At 40.4% G+C, this 18,805-nt stretch carries 12 protein-coding genes; 8 read left to right on the forward strand and 4 right to left on the reverse strand.

The window, feature by feature from the left end; translation table 11 throughout:
- The first annotated feature begins 73 nt into the window (after positions 1-73).
- Together ACEXOE_RS14845 and ACEXOE_RS14850 are read left to right on the forward strand one after the other, a co-directional pair.
- Positions 74-1,249, forward strand: coding sequence for an acetyl-CoA C-acyltransferase (locus ACEXOE_RS14845; RefSeq protein WP_394749602.1), 1,176 nt, complete (start codon positions 74-76; stop codon positions 1,247-1,249).
- 19 nt (positions 1,250-1,268) lie between these two features.
- Positions 1,269-2,024, forward strand: coding sequence for a C40 family peptidase (locus ACEXOE_RS14850; RefSeq protein WP_394749603.1), 756 nt, complete (start codon positions 1,269-1,271; stop codon positions 2,022-2,024).
- A 59-nt stretch (positions 2,025-2,083) separates the two neighbouring features.
- Here the strand turns inward: ACEXOE_RS14850 and ACEXOE_RS14855 are convergent, their stop codons facing one another.
- Complete coding sequence (locus ACEXOE_RS14855; protein WP_394749604.1) at positions 2,084-3,343, reverse strand: tetratricopeptide repeat protein; 1,260 nt, start codon at positions 3,341-3,343, stop codon at positions 2,084-2,086.
- A gap of 37 nt (positions 3,344-3,380) precedes the next feature.
- Positions 3,381-5,912, reverse strand: coding sequence for a DNA gyrase subunit A (gyrA, locus tag ACEXOE_RS14860; protein ID WP_394749605.1), 2,532 nt, complete (start codon positions 5,910-5,912; stop codon positions 3,381-3,383).
- 258 nt (positions 5,913-6,170) lie between these two features.
- On the opposite strand from gyrA, the gene ACEXOE_RS14865 reads away from it, so the two are divergent.
- Together ACEXOE_RS14865 and ACEXOE_RS14870 are read left to right on the forward strand one after the other, a co-directional pair.
- Entirely contained in the window at positions 6,171-8,726 is a 2,556-nt protein-coding gene (locus ACEXOE_RS14865; RefSeq protein ID WP_394749606.1) for an ATP-dependent Clp protease ATP-binding subunit, read from the forward strand.
- 199 nt (positions 8,727-8,925) lie between these two features.
- Complete coding sequence (locus ACEXOE_RS14870) at positions 8,926-9,327, forward strand: STAS/SEC14 domain-containing protein (RefSeq protein ID WP_394749607.1); 402 nt, start codon at positions 8,926-8,928, stop codon at positions 9,325-9,327.
- A 9-nt stretch (positions 9,328-9,336) separates the two neighbouring features.
- Here ACEXOE_RS14870 and ACEXOE_RS14875 read toward each other — a convergent pair whose 3' ends face one another.
- Complete coding sequence (locus ACEXOE_RS14875; RefSeq protein WP_394749608.1) at positions 9,337-10,884, reverse strand: NAD(P)H-hydrate dehydratase; 1,548 nt, start codon at positions 10,882-10,884, stop codon at positions 9,337-9,339.
- A 257-nt stretch (positions 10,885-11,141) separates the two neighbouring features.
- Between ACEXOE_RS14875 and thrA the strand changes: the two genes are divergently transcribed.
- The 3 genes from thrA (at position 11,142) to thrC (ending at position 15,916) form a co-directional block, all read left to right on the forward strand.
- Positions 11,142-13,586: a bifunctional aspartate kinase/homoserine dehydrogenase I gene (thrA, locus tag ACEXOE_RS14880; protein ID WP_394749609.1), complete on the forward strand. Its 2,445-nt coding sequence runs from the start codon at positions 11,142-11,144 to the stop codon at positions 13,584-13,586.
- Positions 13,587-13,613: 27 nt separating this feature from the next.
- The gene (locus ACEXOE_RS14885) at positions 13,614-14,552 is read left to right on the forward strand and encodes a homoserine kinase (protein ID WP_394749610.1); all 939 of its coding nucleotides are present in this window, start codon (positions 13,614-13,616) and stop codon (positions 14,550-14,552) included.
- A gap of 68 nt (positions 14,553-14,620) precedes the next feature.
- Positions 14,621-15,916 (forward strand): threonine synthase, encoded by a 1,296-nt coding sequence (gene thrC / locus ACEXOE_RS14890; protein ID WP_394749611.1) that lies wholly within the window; start codon positions 14,621-14,623, stop codon positions 15,914-15,916.
- Here the strand turns inward: thrC and ACEXOE_RS14895 are convergent.
- Positions 15,913-17,529 carry an aminopeptidase P family protein gene (locus tag ACEXOE_RS14895; protein WP_394749612.1) on the reverse strand — a complete coding sequence of 539 codons (1,617 nt, stop codon included), beginning with the start codon at positions 17,527-17,529 and terminating at the stop codon, positions 15,913-15,915. The genes thrC and ACEXOE_RS14895 overlap by 4 nt on opposite strands.
- A gap of 169 nt (positions 17,530-17,698) precedes the next feature.
- Between ACEXOE_RS14895 and gcvT the strand changes: the two genes are divergently transcribed.
- The gene (gene gcvT / locus ACEXOE_RS14900) at positions 17,699-18,784 is read left to right on the forward strand and encodes a glycine cleavage system aminomethyltransferase GcvT (RefSeq protein WP_394749613.1); all 1,086 of its coding nucleotides are present in this window, start codon (positions 17,699-17,701) and stop codon (positions 18,782-18,784) included.
- Positions 18,785-18,805 lie beyond the last annotated feature (21 nt).

Genomic DNA, 18,805 nt, shown 5'->3' on the forward strand with positions numbered 1-18,805 from the left:
TTTACTGTTCAGAAGCATTTGCATTGCACTTTAATTTATTAATTTCGCAGCATTAAAAATATCATTTGTTATTATGAAGAAAGTGGTCATCGTATCCGTTGCTAGAACTCCTATAGGAAGTTTTATGGGAAGTTTATCCAGTATATCCGCACCAAAGCTTGGTGCAACAGCTATAAAAGGTGCTTTAGATAAAATTAATCTAAAACCTGAACTTGTTGAGGAAGTCCTCATGGGCAATGTTGTTCAGGCAGGTACCGGACAGGCCCCAGCAAGACAGGCTGCCATTTATGCAGGTATTCCTGATACTGTGCCCTGTACTACGGTAAATAAAGTATGTGCCTCTGGAATGAAATCGGTAATGATGGCCGCACAATCCATTGCCTTGGGAGATACTTCTATTGTAGTTGCCGGAGGAATGGAGAATATGAGTCTCATTCCACATTATGTACACCTAAGAAAAGGGCATAAATTTGGTCCTTCCAGCTTTATTGATGGCATGCAAAAGGACGGCCTTGTAGATGCCTATGATGAGAATGCTATGGGAGTTTGTGCAGATGCCTGTGCCACGGAATATGAGTTCAGCCGTGAAGATCAAGATAATTATGCCATTCAATCCTATCAGCGATCCGCTGCAGCATGGGAAGCGGGGAAATTTGATAATGAAGTGGTCCCTGTGACCATCCCGCAACGCCGTGGTGAACCCATAGTGATGACTCAAGATGAAGAGTTCAAAAATGTAAAAATGGAAAAAATCCCGGCCTTACGACCTGCTTTTTCCAAAGATGGTACGGTTACTGCTGCAAATGCTTCCACGATAAATGATGGCGCTGCGGCTTTAGTATTAATGAGTGCCGAAAAAGCTGCCGAAATGGGATTAAAACCCCTTGCTACGGTAAAAAGTTATGCCGATGCCGCTCAAGAGCCTAAATGGTTTACCACCGCACCCGCCAAAGCTTTGCCAAGCGCTATTGATAAAGCCGGTATTGGTATTGATGATGTGGATTATTTTGAACTTAACGAAGCTTTTTCTGTTGTAGGCCTTGCCAATATGAAAATTCTTGGTCTTAACGATTCCAAGGTCAACGTCAATGGAGGCGCCGTATCCTTAGGACATCCCTTAGGTTGTTCCGGAGCCAGAATTCTAATTACGCTTTTAAGTGTTTTAGAACAGAATGATGGTAAAATAGGAGCAGCAGGAATTTGTAATGGCGGTGGAGGTGCTTCAGCCGTTGTGTTGGAAAGAGAATAAAAGCCCTTAGTGTAGTTCTATGCAGTATGGTATCTGTCACCTAAGTGTTGTTCCCGTTCGATCTGTTGCAGATGATGCCAGTGAAATGGTGACCCAGTTATTGTACGGGGATCATTTTAAGGTCTTGGAACAACGAAAATTCTGGAGCAGAATACGTATTGCCTTTGATGGTTATGAAGGTTGGGTAAGTGCAAAACAATTTCAATTTATCACCGAAGAAGCGTATCAGGTTGCGGAGCAATCGGAGAACTCAAAATTTGTTTCGGATCTGGTTTCTTTTGCCAGTGCTAAAAATGATGTTTTGATTCCTATTCCCTTAGGGTCTTGTGTACAACATACACAGCTTGTTTCCCACATTTTTGAAGGGAATCATACCTGTGGTATTCGATCCCGGGAAATTTTGATCGATACCGCATTACTGTACCTCAATAGTCCGTATTTATGGGGTGGAAAAACACCTTTTGGTATTGATTGTTCCGGATTTACCCAAATGGTCTACAAGATATGTGGATATGCATTATTGCGTGATGCACACCAACAAGCTACCCAAGGTGAAGCTTTAAGTTTTATTGAGGAAAGTGAAGCTGGGGATTTGGCCTTTTTTGACAACAATGAAGGGGTCATTGACCATGTTGGCATCATTATGCAAAATAATTATGTGGTGCATTGCCATGGAAAAGTACGGATCGACCGCATAGACCATACCGGAATCTTTAATACAGAAACTCGAAACTACACGCACAAGCTTCGGGTCATCAAGAAAATTATACCTTAATAAAAAAGAAAAGGCCCTTCATGCATGAAGGGCCTTTTTTAATTCTTGTTTCAGGAAATTTATTCCCCTAACAACTTCTTGATTCTCAAAAAGTTTTCATTGTCTCCTAAAGCCCCATAAATGTTCTTTAATTGACTTAAAATTCCTTGATTGTCAGGGTTTTGTTTCAATGCTTCTTCCAAAACATTGGCACCAACCACAAAAAGGTCATCTTTTTTCTGCTTTAACTCGTCATATTTCTTTAAATCTGCTCTTGAAGTACCCAATTCGTTCAACTGATCGATCAAAGCATTTCCTTCATTAATATAGGTGCTAGACAGGTTCAATTGTGCATTGATATATCCTGGGTTGATTTCCAAAGCTTTGTTATAAGCGGCTCTGGCCTCTTCCAAGTTTCCTTGTTCCATATTGATTACCCCAATATTGTACTGAAGATCGGCATTATCAGGAGCCATGGCACTAGCTTGTTCCATCATGGATTTAAAGGTATCCTTATCTCCCAATTTATAATGCAAATTGGCTTCGTTCAATACTAGGTTTACATCATCAGGGTTATCGGCTCTTGCATCTTTATAGGCTTCCAAAGCTTTTTCATCGTTTCCTGTCTGCGTATAAATCAAAGCAATATTCTTCACAATCTCGGCTTTTTTGGAAGCTGTCTTTACCTCTTTTGGATCATTATACGTTCCTGACTTTACCAAAAGATCACGCTGCTGCTTACTCATCTCCTCCACTTCATTGGTTTCAAGATTTACAGCGGTATATTTCACTTCTCTTCCATCGTAGCCAAGATCTTTAAGCTCATTGTAGTACTTTAAGGCATCCTCGTAATTCTTAGCATTAACAGCGCTGCTCGCCGCATAGTACAAGTAAATGGTATCTCTTTTACTAAGGTTATATCCCATGTACAATTTGGAAGCCGCTTGCTCAAACTTTTCGGCATTGGTATCCGCAACGGCAGAATTGATCAAATCTGTAGATAATCCTTGAAGCCCCGCTTGCGCTTGTTCTGTATACTTCTTTTTACCACTTTCCTCTATTGAAACCACTTCGTTAAAAGAAGCAATAGCAGTTTCAAAGGCAGCATCATCTCCTTTTTTGGCCAAATCTGCATATATTCTTCCTTTTAGGAAAGCGTACTGCGATTTTATTTTGGGGTCCGCTGCATCAATAAGCGAAGCAGCTCCTTCCAAAGCCGTCTTAGCAGAGGCGACATCCCCTTTTTTAAGGGCTTTCTCCGCTGCCTTTATCTCGCTCTTCTGAGAAAATCCTACTAAAGTGTAGGACATAGCTGCCAGTATTAAAATTTTAGTTTTCATCGTAATAATCAATTTTGAATTAGTGTTATAATCTTTGTTATTCTTTTGTTTCCGTATCATCATTATCAATTGCCGTGCCATCTTCTTCCTTTACTTCAATATCCATGACATCCGTTTCATCCATTGCCTCCTCTTCCTTCATTACTTTGGCAACAGCTGCAATGGAATCATTTCCTTTAATATTAATAAGCTTAACGCCTTGGGTAGCACGTCCCATGACCCGTAAATCCTCAACACTCATGCGAATGGCGATACCCGATTTGTTGATAATCATTAAATCGTCCGAATCCGATACATTTTTGATGGCAACAAGTCCTCCGGTCTTATCGGTTATAGAGATGGTTTTGACTCCTTTACCTCCTCTATTGGTTATTCTATAATCCTCAATGCTGGATCGTTTTCCATAACCATTTTCCGAAACTACAAGGATTTCATCTTCAAAATTATGAACAGAAACCATTCCAATGACTTCGTCTCCTTCGTTCGCCAAAGTTATTCCACGAACACCAGAGGCATTTCTCCCCATAGGTCTGGTTTTACTTTCTTCGAATCGAATTGCCTTTCCAGATTTCAATCCTAAGAAAATCTGACTCGTACCGGTAGTCAACTTAGCCTCTAAAAGTTCATCTCCTTCGCGTATTCCGATAGCATTGATTCCATTTTGACGCGGTCTGGAATACTGTTCCAATGAAGTTTTCTTTACCGTACCTTTTTTGGTAGCCATAATGACATAGTGGCCGTTTACATAATCTTCATCTTTCAAATCCTGCGTACAGATAAAGGCCTTCACTTTGTCTTCCTTTTCTATATTGATCAGGTTCTGGATGGCCCTACCCTTAGAGGTTCTACTTCCTTCTGGAATTTCATAAACACGCATCCAGAAACATTTTCCTTTCTGCGTAAAGAACAACATATATTGATGATTGGTTCCTACAAAGAGGTGCTCCAAGAAATCTTCATTTCTAGTAGAGGAAGCTTTTTGCCCTACTCCCCCTCTGTTCTGCGTCTTATATTCCGTTAAAGGGGTTCTTTTAATATAGCCCGCATGTGATATGGTAATCACCACCTGTTCATCCGGAATCATATCCTCTATACTGAGATCTCCTCCGGCAAAATTAATTTCAGAACGTCTCTCATCGCCATATTTGGATTTGACTTCCAAAAGTTCGTCCTTGATGATCTGCATTCTGCGTTCCTTCTTGTCCAAGATATCTTTTAAGTCCGCAATGGTCTTTACAATATCGTCGTATTCCGAGCGAAGTTTATCTTGTTCCAGTCCTGTAAGCTGTCGCAATCGCATCTCGACAATGGCCTTGGATTGAATTTCGGACAGTTTAAAACGCTCCATTAAGGAGGCTCTGGCTTCTTCGGCATTTGAAGAAGCTCTAATGATTGCAATTACCTCATCAATATTATCCGAAGCTATGATCAGTCCTTCCAAGATATGGGCCCGTTCTTCGGCCTTCCGCAATTCGTACTTCGTACGTCTTACCACCACCTCGTGTCTGTGCTCTACAAAATAGTGTATAATTTCCTTGAGGTTGAGCAACTGAGGCCGCCCATTGACCAAGGCAATATTGTTCACACTAAAAGAAGACTGCAATGCAGTGTACTTATACAGCATGTTCAATACAATATTGGGAATGGCATCACGTTTTAGGATATATACAATGCGCATTCCATTTCTATCCGACTCATCACGAATCGTAGAAATCCCCTCTATCTTTTTATCATTGACCAAATCGGCAGTCTTTTTGATCATGTCTGCCTTATTGACTTGATACGGTATTTCCGTTACAATGATACACTCTCTTCCCTGGACCTCTTCAAAGCTGGCTTTGGCTCGCATGACTACCCGGCCTCGACCTGTATGAAAGGCTTCTTTTACACCATCATATCCATAAATGACCCCTCCGGTTGGGAAATCGGGTGCTTTTACATAGGTAATAAGCTCATCTATTTCAATATCATTGTTATCTATATAGGCTATAGTGCCATCAACAACTTCGGAAAGATTATGGGGAGGCATATTGGTTGCCATACCCACGGCAATACCCGATGCTCCATTGATCAACAAATTGGGTACCCGGGTAGGCAATACCATTGGCTCTTGAAGCGAATCATCAAAATTCAATTGATGATCTACGGTTTCCTTATCAATATCTGCAAGCATATCGTCCGCAATCTTGCGCATACGTGCTTCCGTATAACGCATTGCCGCAGGACTATCGCCATCAATAGAACCAAAGTTCCCCTGACCATCGATCAACATATATCGCAAACTCCATTCTTGAGCCATACGGACCATGGAATCGTATACCGATGTATCTCCATGCGGGTGGTACTTACCTAATACCTCACCAACAATACGTGCCGATTTTTTATGTGCGCTACTGGAGCGAACCCCCAATTCATGCATTCCATACAAAACCCTTCTGTGCACTGGCTTTAGACCATCCCTGACATCTGGCAGGGCACGTGACACAATGACCGACATTGAATAATCAATGTAGGCGGATTTCATCTCATCCTCAATATTAATCGGAATTAATTTTTCTCCTTCTGCCATTCTAAATTTTAAGTTTTTTCTTTGGTTAAAAAAGCAAGCTAATATACGGAAAATAGAAGCTTTTAACGCATTCCCGAAATACTTTATTAAAGAATTTATTAACACTTTGACCTCAATAAATTTGCCCCCCTTTTTTTATGGAATTCTTTGTCAAAAGTGTTTTTTTTCGTCAATTCGTCCTAGTTTATCGAATATGGGTACAGTCTTTGCTCTACTTTCGGATAGATTTACTATTTTTAATGTTGATAATAATATACTATGGACGATAATTTTTCACCTAGGGTAAAAGACGTAATTGCTTACAGTAAAGAAGAAGCCTTAAGGTTAGGTCATGATTTTATCGGCACTGAGCATTTAATGCTTGGATTACTGCGTGATGGAAACGGAAAGGCCATCAATATTTTGGACGCTTTGGATGTTGATCTGGACCACTTGAGAAGAAAAGTGGAAATTTTGAGTCCGGCCAACCCAAATTCCGGTGGCGCCCAAAAAGATAAAAAAAACCTACACTTGACCCGACAAGCAGAGCGGGCACTTAAGACTACTTTTTTAGAAGCGAAACTCTTTCAAAGCTCTTCTATAAATACAGCACATCTTTTGCTGTGCATCTTAAGAAATGAAAACGATCCCACCACAAAACTGCTTCATAAACTCAAAGTAGATTATGACGGGGTCAAAGAACAATTTAAATTAATGATTACAAGTGACGATGACTATATAGATTCGCCTACCTCCGAATCTTTTCCAAGTGATAATGATGATGCCAATGAAGGAAAAGAAAGTGGAACCTTTGGATCTGGACCTGCACAAAAAGGAAATAAAAAATCCAAGACTCCGGTTTTGGATAATTTTGGACGCGATCTTACCAAGATGGCCGAAGAAAATAAATTGGATCCGGTTGTGGGACGTGAAAAAGAAATTGAGCGCGTATCCCAAATATTAAGTAGACGGAAGAAAAACAATCCGCTGCTCATCGGGGAACCGGGTGTAGGTAAGAGTGCCATTGCAGAAGGATTGGCCTTGCGCATTATCAATAAGAAAGTATCCCGCATTCTCTACAACAAGCGTGTGGTAACCTTGGATCTAGCCTCCTTGGTGGCCGGAACCAAATATCGGGGTCAGTTCGAAGAGCGTATGAAAGCCGTCATGAACGAATTGGAAAAGAACGATGATGTTATTCTGTTCATTGATGAGATACATACTATTGTTGGTGCTGGTGGAGCTACAGGAAGCTTAGATGCTTCCAATATGTTCAAACCTGCATTGGCAAGAGGCGAAATTCAATGTATCGGTGCCACCACTTTGGATGAATACCGACAGTATATTGAAAAGGATGGAGCCTTGGAAAGACGTTTTCAGAAGGTCATGGTAGAACCTACTTCCGTAGAGGAAACCATTGAAATTTTGAAAAACATAAAAGGAAAGTACGAAGATCACCATAATGTCAATTATACCGATGATGCCATTGTTGCCTGTGTAAAGTTGACCAACCGGTATATGACGGATAGATTCCTTCCGGATAAGGCTATTGATGCTTTGGACGAAGCTGGTTCTAGAGTACACATCGTTAACATGGATGTTCCCAAACAAATCTTGGAGTTGGAAAAACAGCTGGAAGATGTACGCGAACTCAAAAATAGCGTCGTTAAGAAACAACGTTATGAAGAAGCTGCTAAGTTAAGGGATGATGAAAAACGCATTGAAAAAGATCTATTGACCGCACAGGAAAAGTGGGAAGAAGATAGTAAACTGCATAGAGAGACCGTTTCTGAGGATAATGTAGCCGATGTAGTGTCCATGATGAGCGGTATTCCTGTGAATAGAATCGCACAGACAGAAAGTAACAAACTTGCAGAATTGCCGCAATTGATCAAAGGCAATGTTATTGGACAAGATGATGCCGTTGCGAAGGTAGCAAAAGCTATACAACGTAATAGAGCCGGTTTAAAGGATCCCAATAAACCCATTGGATCTTTTATTTTCCTTGGACAGACCGGTGTAGGTAAAACGCAATTGGCCAAAGTCTTGGCTAAAGAACTGTTTGACTCCGAAGACGCACTTATTCGAATCGATATGAGTGAGTATATGGAAAAATTTGCCATCTCCCGTCTTGTTGGAGCACCTCCGGGCTATGTAGGCTATGAGGAAGGTGGGCAGCTGACGGAAAAAGTGAGACGCAAACCCTATGCTGTTATTCTTTTGGATGAAGTTGAAAAAGCGCATCCAGATGTATTCAATATGTTACTGCAAGTGCTGGATGATGGGTATTTGACCGATAGCCTTGGTCGAAAAATTGATTTCAGAAATGCGATCATTATCATGACCTCCAATATTGGTGCACGTCAATTAAAAGATTTTGGGCAAGGTGTTGGTTTTGGGACATCGGCAATGAAATCCCAAGAGGATAGTCATAAGAAGGGCGTTATTGAAAATGCCTTGAAAAAGGCATTTGCTCCGGAATTCTTGAATAGAATAGATGACGTTATTGTCTTCAATTCCCTGGAACGTGAGGATATCCATAAAATCATTGATATTGAATTGAAGAAATTATTTAGTAGAATTCAAGACATAGGATACTACTTGGAACTATCGGAAAAAGCAAAGGATTATATCGCCGATAAAGGCTTTGATAAGCAATACGGTGCGCGACCTCTAAAACGAGCGATTCAAAAGTATATTGAAGATGCCTTGGCAGAGGAAATCGTTAATTCCAAGTTGGAAGAGGGAGATAGTATTTATATGGATTTTGATGAAAAGAAAGAAGAACTTACCATTAAGATCGAAAAAGCAAAAACATCTTCTAAGAAAGCCTAAGTTGTTTTTAGCACTTACAAAAAAAGGTCAACCTAGGTTGGCCTTTTTTTATGTCTTGATACACAGGAATTAAGCCGCTCCATAGAATAATGTAAGGGAGTTGGTTATATAAACGATATTTACGCTTTTAATCTAGTTTTTTTCACTATCGCAATATATACGTCTACTTTCGCTCAAGAGACACTATAAACAGCATCAAATGAGCATCGGACAATCTAAGAAAACCGTAATTGTCAGAGAATATCACTTAGATATTGGAAAAGTTCAAGTATACAACGATTATATTGTAGCCATCTTTGATGAAGGCGCTACCATTACGTTAGAACGGGCATATCAAATTATCGGAATCACAGAAATACACTTTAGGAACAAAAAATTTGGGTATATCAGTTTGCGCAAGCATTCCTATGCCATTGACCCTACCGTTTACAACTACATTCGTGAACTGGACAATCTAAAAGCTTTTGCCATTGTTTCTTTAAAAGAAATAGACATGCACAACTTTAAGATCGAAAAGTTATTCTATAAAAAACCCATGAAATTCTTCATTGAATATGAGAATGCATTAGCATGGGTAAAGCGAAGGGTACGCGCTAAATAATGACTTCTTTTATTCCGTTGCGGCCTCTTCTTCTTGTTGAGGCTGCTCCGGCACTTTGAATAAATCCAGGAACGCTTCTTTAATATAGTCAATGACTACCGAAGCTGTCAGTGCCTGATATCCGTAAGTTTCCACAGCAATATCGGCCGCCCTACCGTGTAGGTATACTCCAAAAATAGCGGCTTGCAAGGGCGGATATCCTTGTGCCAGTAATCCAGTGATCATCCCCGTTAGCACATCGCCACTACCAGCAGTAGCTAAACCAGGATTGCCTGTTGTATTGACATAACCATGGTCTTGATACACCACAATAGTATGGGCTCCCTTAATAAGAATGATACTATTTAATTCTTTAGAAAGTTGTTTGGTCTTTTCCAATTTGTCAAAATCATCTTTCCAAACGCCCACCAAACGTTCCAATTCCTTAGGGTGTGGTGTTAAAATAGATTCTGCAGGAATCTCAGCTTGCAATTGGGGATTCTGACTAAGAATATTCAAGGCATCCGCATCCAATACCATAGGAGCGGTTATTCGGGATAAAAAGTCCGCAAATGCTTTTTGGGTTTTCTCATCTTGCCCCAAGCCCATACCAATACCAATAACTGTTGGCGTAATATCAAAATCAATATGCGTTATACATTCTTCATGGCTATCTGTAAGGACCATGGCCTCCGGTAAGGACGTCTGTAAAGGAATATAACCGCATTTAGGTACATAGGCTGTTACCAGGCCACTCCCTGCGGTCAAGCATGCTCTTGATGCCAAATTTACCGCACCAATTTTACCATGACTCCCTCCTATGACCAGCGCATGGCCATAGCTTCCCTTATGTGAGAATTTTTCCCTGGGCATATACCACGGAAGAATTTCATTTTTATCCATCAGTGTATAAGGTGTCGGTGTATTGATCAGGTATTCCGGGTCCAAGCCAATAGGCAGTATTTCCCACTGGTTGCTATAAATACCCGTCTGAGGTAAAAAGAAAATCAGTTTTGAACTTTCAAAACTCAGCACATGATTTGCGTTTATTACAGCTTCGGTATGTTCGGGTACCTGATCGGTATATAAACCAGATGGAATATCTACGGACAAAATAAACGCTTCCGTTTCATTTAAATACTGTATCAATTTAGCTACCCAAACATCTGGGGCTCTATTTAATCCAATGCCAAAGATCGCATCAATAATAATATCATCTTTTCCAATACTCGGAAAAGTACAATCATCATTTAAAAATTCGGGCCATATTTTTCGGTCTTTGAGTCGATCTAAATTGACAAGGAAATCTTGGGAACGCTTTTCGCTATAGTTCACCACGTACACCCCAATATTATACCCATGTTCCTGAAGGTGCCTTGCCAACGCAATACCATCCCCCCCATTATTTCCAATACCGCAAAACAAATGTATTTTTACTTGTGCCCCTTGCATCCGCAAATGAATCCAATTGAATATTTGAACCGCAGCCCTTTCCATAAGTTCATTGCTTGTAATCTGTTGTTTTTCAATTGTGAATTTGTCAGCTTCATATATCTGACTCGCAGTAAAAATCTTCATTCCATAAAATATTTTCGAAATACTGATGATTTGGCAAAAATCAAACCTCATATTTGATAAGGAATTCAAAAATACTACATTTACACCTTTATACGAAGTAATTGGACAATACGCTTAGAAATACAAACGCAACACAGGCTACCAATGGATGTATCATCCGTTTCTCTTTTGGTACCACAACCCCTTTGGGGTAAATAACTACATACACGTCCGTCCCCTGTTTATTTCAATTTCGTTTTATATAATCAACCCACATCATGAAAGTTTTAAAATTTGGAGGCTCTTCTGTCTCTAACGCCCAAAACATAACGCTAGTAAAAAATATCGTAGCCCAAACAGAAACCGACCGCATTATTGTTGTTGTATCTGCCCTTGGAGGTATTACCGATCTATTATTAAAAACGGCCCATTTGGCTGCTACCCAAGAGCAAAGCTATAAAACCGTGATCCAAGAAATTGAGCAACGACATTTATCTACCATTAAAGCGCTTATTCCTGTACAGGATCAAAGTGGGATTCTCAGTAAGATCAAGAGCGAATTGAATGTATTGGAAACCCTTATGGAAGGTGCTTATTTGATTGGTGAGATTACCCCAAAACTCTCGGATAAGATGGTCAGTTATGGAGAATTACTTTCTTCATATATCATCAATGCGTATTTTCTAGCAGAGCATCTGGATAGTGAGCATATTGATGCCAGGACATTGATCAAAACAGACGAAACTTATGGTAAAGCGGTGGTGGATTTTGAACAAACTACGGCCAATTGCAAGCATTCCTTTCATAATAGCACACAAAAAATAATGGTTATGGGAGGATTCATAGCCTCCTCTGTCAATGGAAACTCTACTACCTTAGGGCGCGGAGGTTCAGATTATACAGCTGCAATTCTTGCAGGAGCCTTAGAAGCCGAAGTCCTGGAAATTTGGACGGATGTCAGTGGAATGTATACCGCTAATCCAAAGATTGTAAAACAATCTAAGGCCATAGCCCATATCTCCTATGAAGAGGCCATGGAATTATCCCATTTTGGTGCCAAGGTGCTATATCCGCCCACCATACAGCCAGTACTGGCCAAATCTATCCCCATACGCATAAAAAACACATTTTCACCTGAGGACACCGGAACACTGGTCAGTAAAAATCAAAATGAAAATACGAAAACGGTACGTGGAATAAGTCATGTGGGGCAAGTTGCCTTATTATCCCTGGAAGGTCCCGGAATGGTAGGTATCCTAGGGATTTCAAAACGATTTTTTGAAGTATTGTCACGCCATGGCATTAGTATTGTACTGATTACCCAAGCCTCTTCCGAACACTCTATTTGTGTCGGAATTGCCGCGGACGATGCTCCTATGGCCGAGGCAATTGTCAATGAAGAATTCCAGAATGAAATTTCCCGTAAGAAAATAAAAGCAGTATTTGTGGAGAAGAATTTGGCCATTGTTGCTTTAATAGGAGATTATATGAAGCACCACCAAGGTCTAAGCGGAAAGATGTTCAGTGCTTTGGGGCGAAACAATGTCAATATTCGGGCAATTGCCCAAGGGGCTTCAGAACGGAATATTTCGGCCGTTATTTCCGAAAACGATGTAAAGAAAGCATTGAATACCCTACATGAAGAATTTTTTGAAGCCCAAACAAAACAATTGAATCTGTTTGTCATGGGCGTTGGCAATGTAGGAGCAAAGTTTTTGGCGCAGATAAAACAACAGCAAGCGTACTTAAAATCCCATTTAAAACTAAACCTCCGGGTGATTGGAATATCAAATTCCAGAACAATGGTGTTTAACGAAGAGGGCATTTCTCTGGCACAATGGGAAAAAGATTTGGAAAATGGGCAAAAGGCCGATAAGGAACTTTTCTTTGATATGGTGAAATCTTTGAATTTCAGGAATAGCATCTTTGTAGACAACACGGCAAGTGAAGAAGTTTCCCAAACCTATGCCAATTACTTAAAACACAGTATTTCCGTAGTTACTTGCAATAAAATAGCCTGTTCTTCCGATTATGATTACTATCAGTATTTAAAGGACTTGGCCAGGCAGTACAATGCCCCTTTTTTATTTGAGACCAATGTAGGCGCTGGCTTGCCCATTTTGGATACCCTGAAACACTTGATTGCCTCAGGGGACACCGTATTAAAGATACAGGCGGTCCTATCGGGCAGTCTCAACTTTGTATTTAATAATTTCAACGACCATACTACTTTTCACGATATTGTACAGCAAGCACAAGAAGAAGGCTATACAGAACCTGATCCAAAAATTGATCTAAGCGGTATTGATGTGATGCGTAAAATTTTAATTTTGGCGAGGGAGAGCAATCATATTTTGGAAATTGAAGATATTGAGAACCGGGCGTTTTTACCACAAGAAAGTTTGGATACGACCAATAATGAAGATTTTTTCTTGTCATTAAAAAAATATGAAGCCTCTTTTCAGGAATTGTATCAAAAGGCAAAGGGGGCAGATAGCAAACTAAAATATGTAGCCCAGTTTGAAGATGGAAAGGCCAATGTTGGGCTGCAACAAATCCCCAAAGGACATGATTTTTATAATCTGGAAGGAAGTGATAATATTGTATTGTTCTATACAAAACGTTATCCCGATCAGCCTTTGATCATTAAAGGAGCCGGAGCCGGAGCCGATGTGACGGCATCAGGTATTTTTGCCGATATTGTTAGAATTGGAAATTTTTAATGTAAAAGGAAACCATTCCAGATTAGCATGAAAAATAATGAAATTAGCATTTTTTGCCCCGCTACAATTGCCAATGTTTCGTGTGGCTTCGATGTTTTAGGTCTTGCTCTTGATGGCGTTGGGGATACCATGCGTGTTCGCAAGGTTGCTCAAAAAGGGATTAAAATCACAAAAATGGAGGGACAGGACCTTCCTATGGATACCTTAAAGAATGTGGCCGGTGTGGCGGGTCTTGCCTTATTGGAACAAACCGATTATCAAGGAGGGTTTGAAATTGAAATCTACAAAAATATTAAGGCAGGTAGTGGAATAGGCAGTAGCGCTGCGAGTTCGGCTGGGGCGGTTTGGGCTATGAATGCCTTGTTAGACTCCCCTTTTTCATTGGAAGAATTGGTAGTTTTTGCTATGGAAGGAGAACGCTTGGCCAGTGGTGTTGCCCATGCGGACAATGTTGCCCCTGCCCTATTTGGTGGTTTTACATTGGTTCGTAGTTACGATCCCTTGGATATTGTACGCATTCCATCGCCCCAACAACTGTACGCCACGATCATACATCCTCAAATTGAGGTTAAAACGGCAGATTCCAGAAAAATATTAAAGACCACCATTACGCTGGAAAATGGCATTAAACAATGGGGGAATGTCGGAGGCCTGGTTGCCGGATTATTTACTGAAGATTACGATTTAATAGGCCGCTCTTTGGTTGACCATATTATTGAACCTGTACGATCCATTTTAATTCCTGCATTTGATCGCGTGAAAGAGAGTGTTATGGCGGCTGGGGCTTTGGGTGCAGGAATCTCTGGTTCTGGTCCCTCTGTTTTTGCTTTGAGCAAAGGAAAAAAAACAGCGGAAGCTACTGCCCAGGCCATGAGAAATGCATATCAGGACCTAGATATTCCGTACGACATTCATGTCTCCAAAATTAATTTAGAGGGGATACGTGTAATTACCGATCCTTCTTGAACTAAAATAGAATGATCGAATTTGCCGGCACTTAAAGAAATAACACTAAACTTGAAATCATTGTTTTCATGAATTTTTACAGTCTCAACAATAATGCTCCGGAAGTATCCTTTAAGGATGCTGTTATTAATGGCATAGCCCCAGATAAGGGCTTGTATTTCCCCAAAAAAATCAGTGCTTTACCTTCTTCTTTTTTTGAAAATATAGAGGCGTTGTCGCACCATGAAATTGCATTCAAGGCCATAGAACAATTTGTGGGAGATACCATCCCTGCAACGCAACTCAAGAAAATCATAGCCAGCACCCTAGATTTTGATTTCCCCCTTGTTCCCTTACATGAAAATATAGGTACCCTAGAGCTTTTCCATGGTCCAACAATGGCTTTTAAAGATGTTGGTGCACGTTTTATGGCCAACTGTTTGGGGTATTTTTCAAAAAGCGATACCAATGCCGTTACGGTCTTAGTAGCTACCTCAGGAGATACGGGAGGGGCTGTTGCCCATGGTTTTTTAGACGTTCCCGGAGTACAAGTTGTCATTCTCTATCCTAGTGGGAAAGTAAGTGATATTCAAGAACGACAACTCACGACTTTAGGTAAAAATATCACCGCTTTGGAAGTGGACGGAACTTTTGATGATTGCCAGCGAATGGTAAAACGTGCTTTTCTAGATGAAACTCTATTGAACAGCATGCAACTTACCTCAGCCAATTCTATTAATGTGGCACGTTGGCTTCCACAGATGTTCTATTTTCTGTTTGCCTATCAGCAATTAAAAGCACAAAAGAGATCGCTAGTATTCTCTGTTCCAAGCGGTAATTTCGGTAATATCTGTGCCGGGATGATGGCACAACGTCTTGGAATGCCTCATACCCATTTTATAGCATCCACAAACGTAAACGCTATTGTTCCCAATTATATGAAAACAGGACAATATGAACCTCAACCTTCTATAGCCACCATTTCAAACGCTATGGATGTCGGGGACCCCAGTAATTTTATACGTATCCAGACCCTGTTTCAAAATGATTTTGAATCTCTTTCCAAAAACCTTTCCTCCTATAGTTATACGGATGATGAAACTAGAAAGGCGCTTAAGGAATTATATGAAAAGACGGAATACATTGCTGATCCCCATGGAGCTGTAGGTTATTTAGGCCTTCAAAAGTACTTGGCAGCCCATCTTGAGGCTTATGGCGTATTTTTAGAAACGGCCCACCCTGTAAAATTCCTGGACGTTGTGGAGGAAATCATTGCAACCAAACTGACTATACCTCCTCAAATTCAACAAGTGATGGATAAAGAGAAAAAGTCCATTTCCATTGCAACTTATGAAGAACTAAAGACGTATCTAAAGCAAGCTTAATCCAGTCCTGGTAAGGTAAAATTGTTCAAAGGACTTGTTTGTTTCATCATCGCTTCAATGGCTTCCGTTGTTCTAGGTGCCATTGCCGATAAATTTACAGGTCCATCTTTTGTGATTAGAATATCGTCTTCGATACGAACAGCGATTCCCCACCATTTTTTATCGCAATCGCTTCCCTCTGGAATATAAATACCGGGCTCTACAGTGATAACCACATTTTCTTGAAATGCGCCATAGGTTCCGGGATCGTGGACATCTAAGCCCAAATAGTGCGATGTTCCATGCGGAAAATACTTTCTTGCTTCTTGCAAATTGGAGATAATTCCTAATTTTAACAGGCCTTCCGCAACTATTTGCGAGGCCGCTTGGCCAGGGGCACGAAAAGGGGCACCAACTACACTGGCTTTAATTCCCGCTTCTTGCGCATTATAGACAATATCATAAATCTGTTTTTGTTCTTTGGAGAATTTTCCATTTGCAGGAATGGTCCGGGTAACATCGGCAGTATAGCCATGATACTCCGCGCCAAGATCCATTAATACCAAATCTTGACCTACTTCTAATTTATTGTTCTCTATATAATGTAAAATACAGCCATTGTTCCCACCTCCTACTATAGAAGGGTAACCTTCGTATTCTGCGCCGTATTTTTTGTATACAAACTCATGTACCCCTTGAATCTCAGTTTCAGACATCCCCGGATGCATTGCTTTCATAATTTCAATTTGGCCAACTGCCGAAATTTCAACCGCTTTTTTCAACAACACCATTTCTTCTGGGGACTTTACTTCTCTCAAAGTTCCCATAATTTGACTCAAGGTGGAAGAATCCAAATTATCGGACTCCAAGTGTAGCGCTATCTTGTCCTGGGCTTCTTTTCTGAGATTATCATCTTTGGCGCTCATAAAATCCTTTAATAAATCGTCTTCTTTTAATTCGGGCGAATTGTTTACGATACGTTCCAAACGCTGTACCACATTAGCACTGTTTTCACTGGGGGTTGATTTTATCGCAGTGTACAACTGTCGTTTTCTGGGATTGTAATCCGAAGGATAGTTTGCTTTTTTCTTGAATGTTTTGATCAAATCAAATAGATCTGCATTATCACTTCCGTCGCGATAATCGTTTTGGAAATCGAAAAAAAGTACTTTGTCAAATTTGGCAAAGTTTGTAGTAGACTTTGCAAATTCGCTTCCATTATAGGCCATTTCAAAACCCAATTGCTCCTTAACGCCTGCTACTCCCAAACGTTTTCCATTCCACTGTTCCGCTCTGGGGTCCCTTTCTTGAACATATACCAATTCATTATAGGTTTTTCCGTTATCCCCTTGTTGATTTTCAGAAAATATCAGTAAGACGGAATTGGGCTCTCTATATCCTGTTAAATAATAAAAATTAGGATCTTGGTGATACACATAATCCACATCATTGGCTCTATTTCGCGTTGCATTTGCAAAGAATACGGCCACACTGTTTGCCGGCATCATTTGGCGAACAGCTTCGCGTCTTTCCTTATGAAAATTAGAAGACAAGAAGTCCGTAGGAGTTCCTTGTCCGGAAACAAAAAACACAGATAAAAGGGATAGCGTAAAGGTAAAAATCGACTTCATCATAATATGTTGACTTTAAAAAAATAAAGATACTATTTTATTTGTCATCCCTCTGTGCTAAAAAAGCACAATTTACATTTGTGAAAAAGATCCTCTTTTATGGAAAATTATCCTCCTTCAAAATTTACAATCGCTGAATTATTATATACATTTGCCACCTAATTTTTAGTTTATGAAAACAACAGCACTTACCTCGACACACGAAGCATTGAACGCAAAAATGGTTCCTTTTGCGGGCTATTTAATGCCCGTTTCCTATGAAGGCGTAAACATAGAACATGAAACGGTTCGTAAAGCTGTGGGTGTTTTTGATGTTTCACATATGGGAGAATTTTTGATTGAAGGACCAAATGCCCTGGCCCTCATTCAAAAAGTCAGTTCCAATGATGCCTCCAAACTTACCGTTGGAAAGGCGCAGTACAGCTGTTTGCCCAATGAAACCGGAGGTGTTGTGGACGACCTTATCATTTACAGGGTAAAAGAAGAAACCTATCTTTTAGTAGTAAACGCATCCAATATAGAAAAAGATTGGGCGCATATCTCTAAATATAATGCCGAATTTGGTGCAACAATGCGGAATCTTTCCGAACAATATTCATTGCTTGCCATTCAAGGCCCAAAGGCCGTCGAAGCCATGCAGTCCTTAACTTCCGTAGATCTTTCTGCCATTAAGTTCTATACCTTTGAGGTGGCGGATTTTGCCGGTATTGAACATGTTATTATTTCGGCAACTGGCTATACGGGTTCAGGTGGTTTCGAAATCTATTGTAAAAATGAAGAGGTACAGCAAATATGGGATAAGGTGTTGGAAGCCGGAGTAGATTTTGGTATCAAACCTATAGGCTTGGCAGCAAGAGATACCTTGCGATTGGAAATGGGGTATTGTCTTTACGGAAATGATATTAATGATGAATGCTCTCCGCTGGAAGCTGGTCTTGGCTGGATTACTAAATTCACCAAAGACTTTGTCAACCATGAGGCTTTGGCCAAAGAAAAAGCCGCAGGAGTACAGAAAAAATTAATTGCCTTTGAATTGGATGAACGTGGTATTCCAAGGCACGATTACGATATCTTGGATACGGATGGCAACACTATAGGCATAGTAACTTCTGGTACCATGTCTCCCTCCTTAGGTAAGGGAATAGGCTTGGGATATGTCCCCACCTCTTTTTCTCCCGTAGGCAGCAAAGTTCAGATTCAGATACGGAAAAAAGCTATTCCGGCCACTGTTGTAAAACTTCCTTTCTACAAGGGCTAATATGGGCAAAATTGGGGATTG

Origin of the sequence: Spongiimicrobium salis, assembly GCF_043678055.1 — a bacterium.
Classification (GTDB): domain Bacteria; phylum Bacteroidota; class Bacteroidia; order Flavobacteriales; family Flavobacteriaceae; genus Spongiimicrobium; species Spongiimicrobium salis.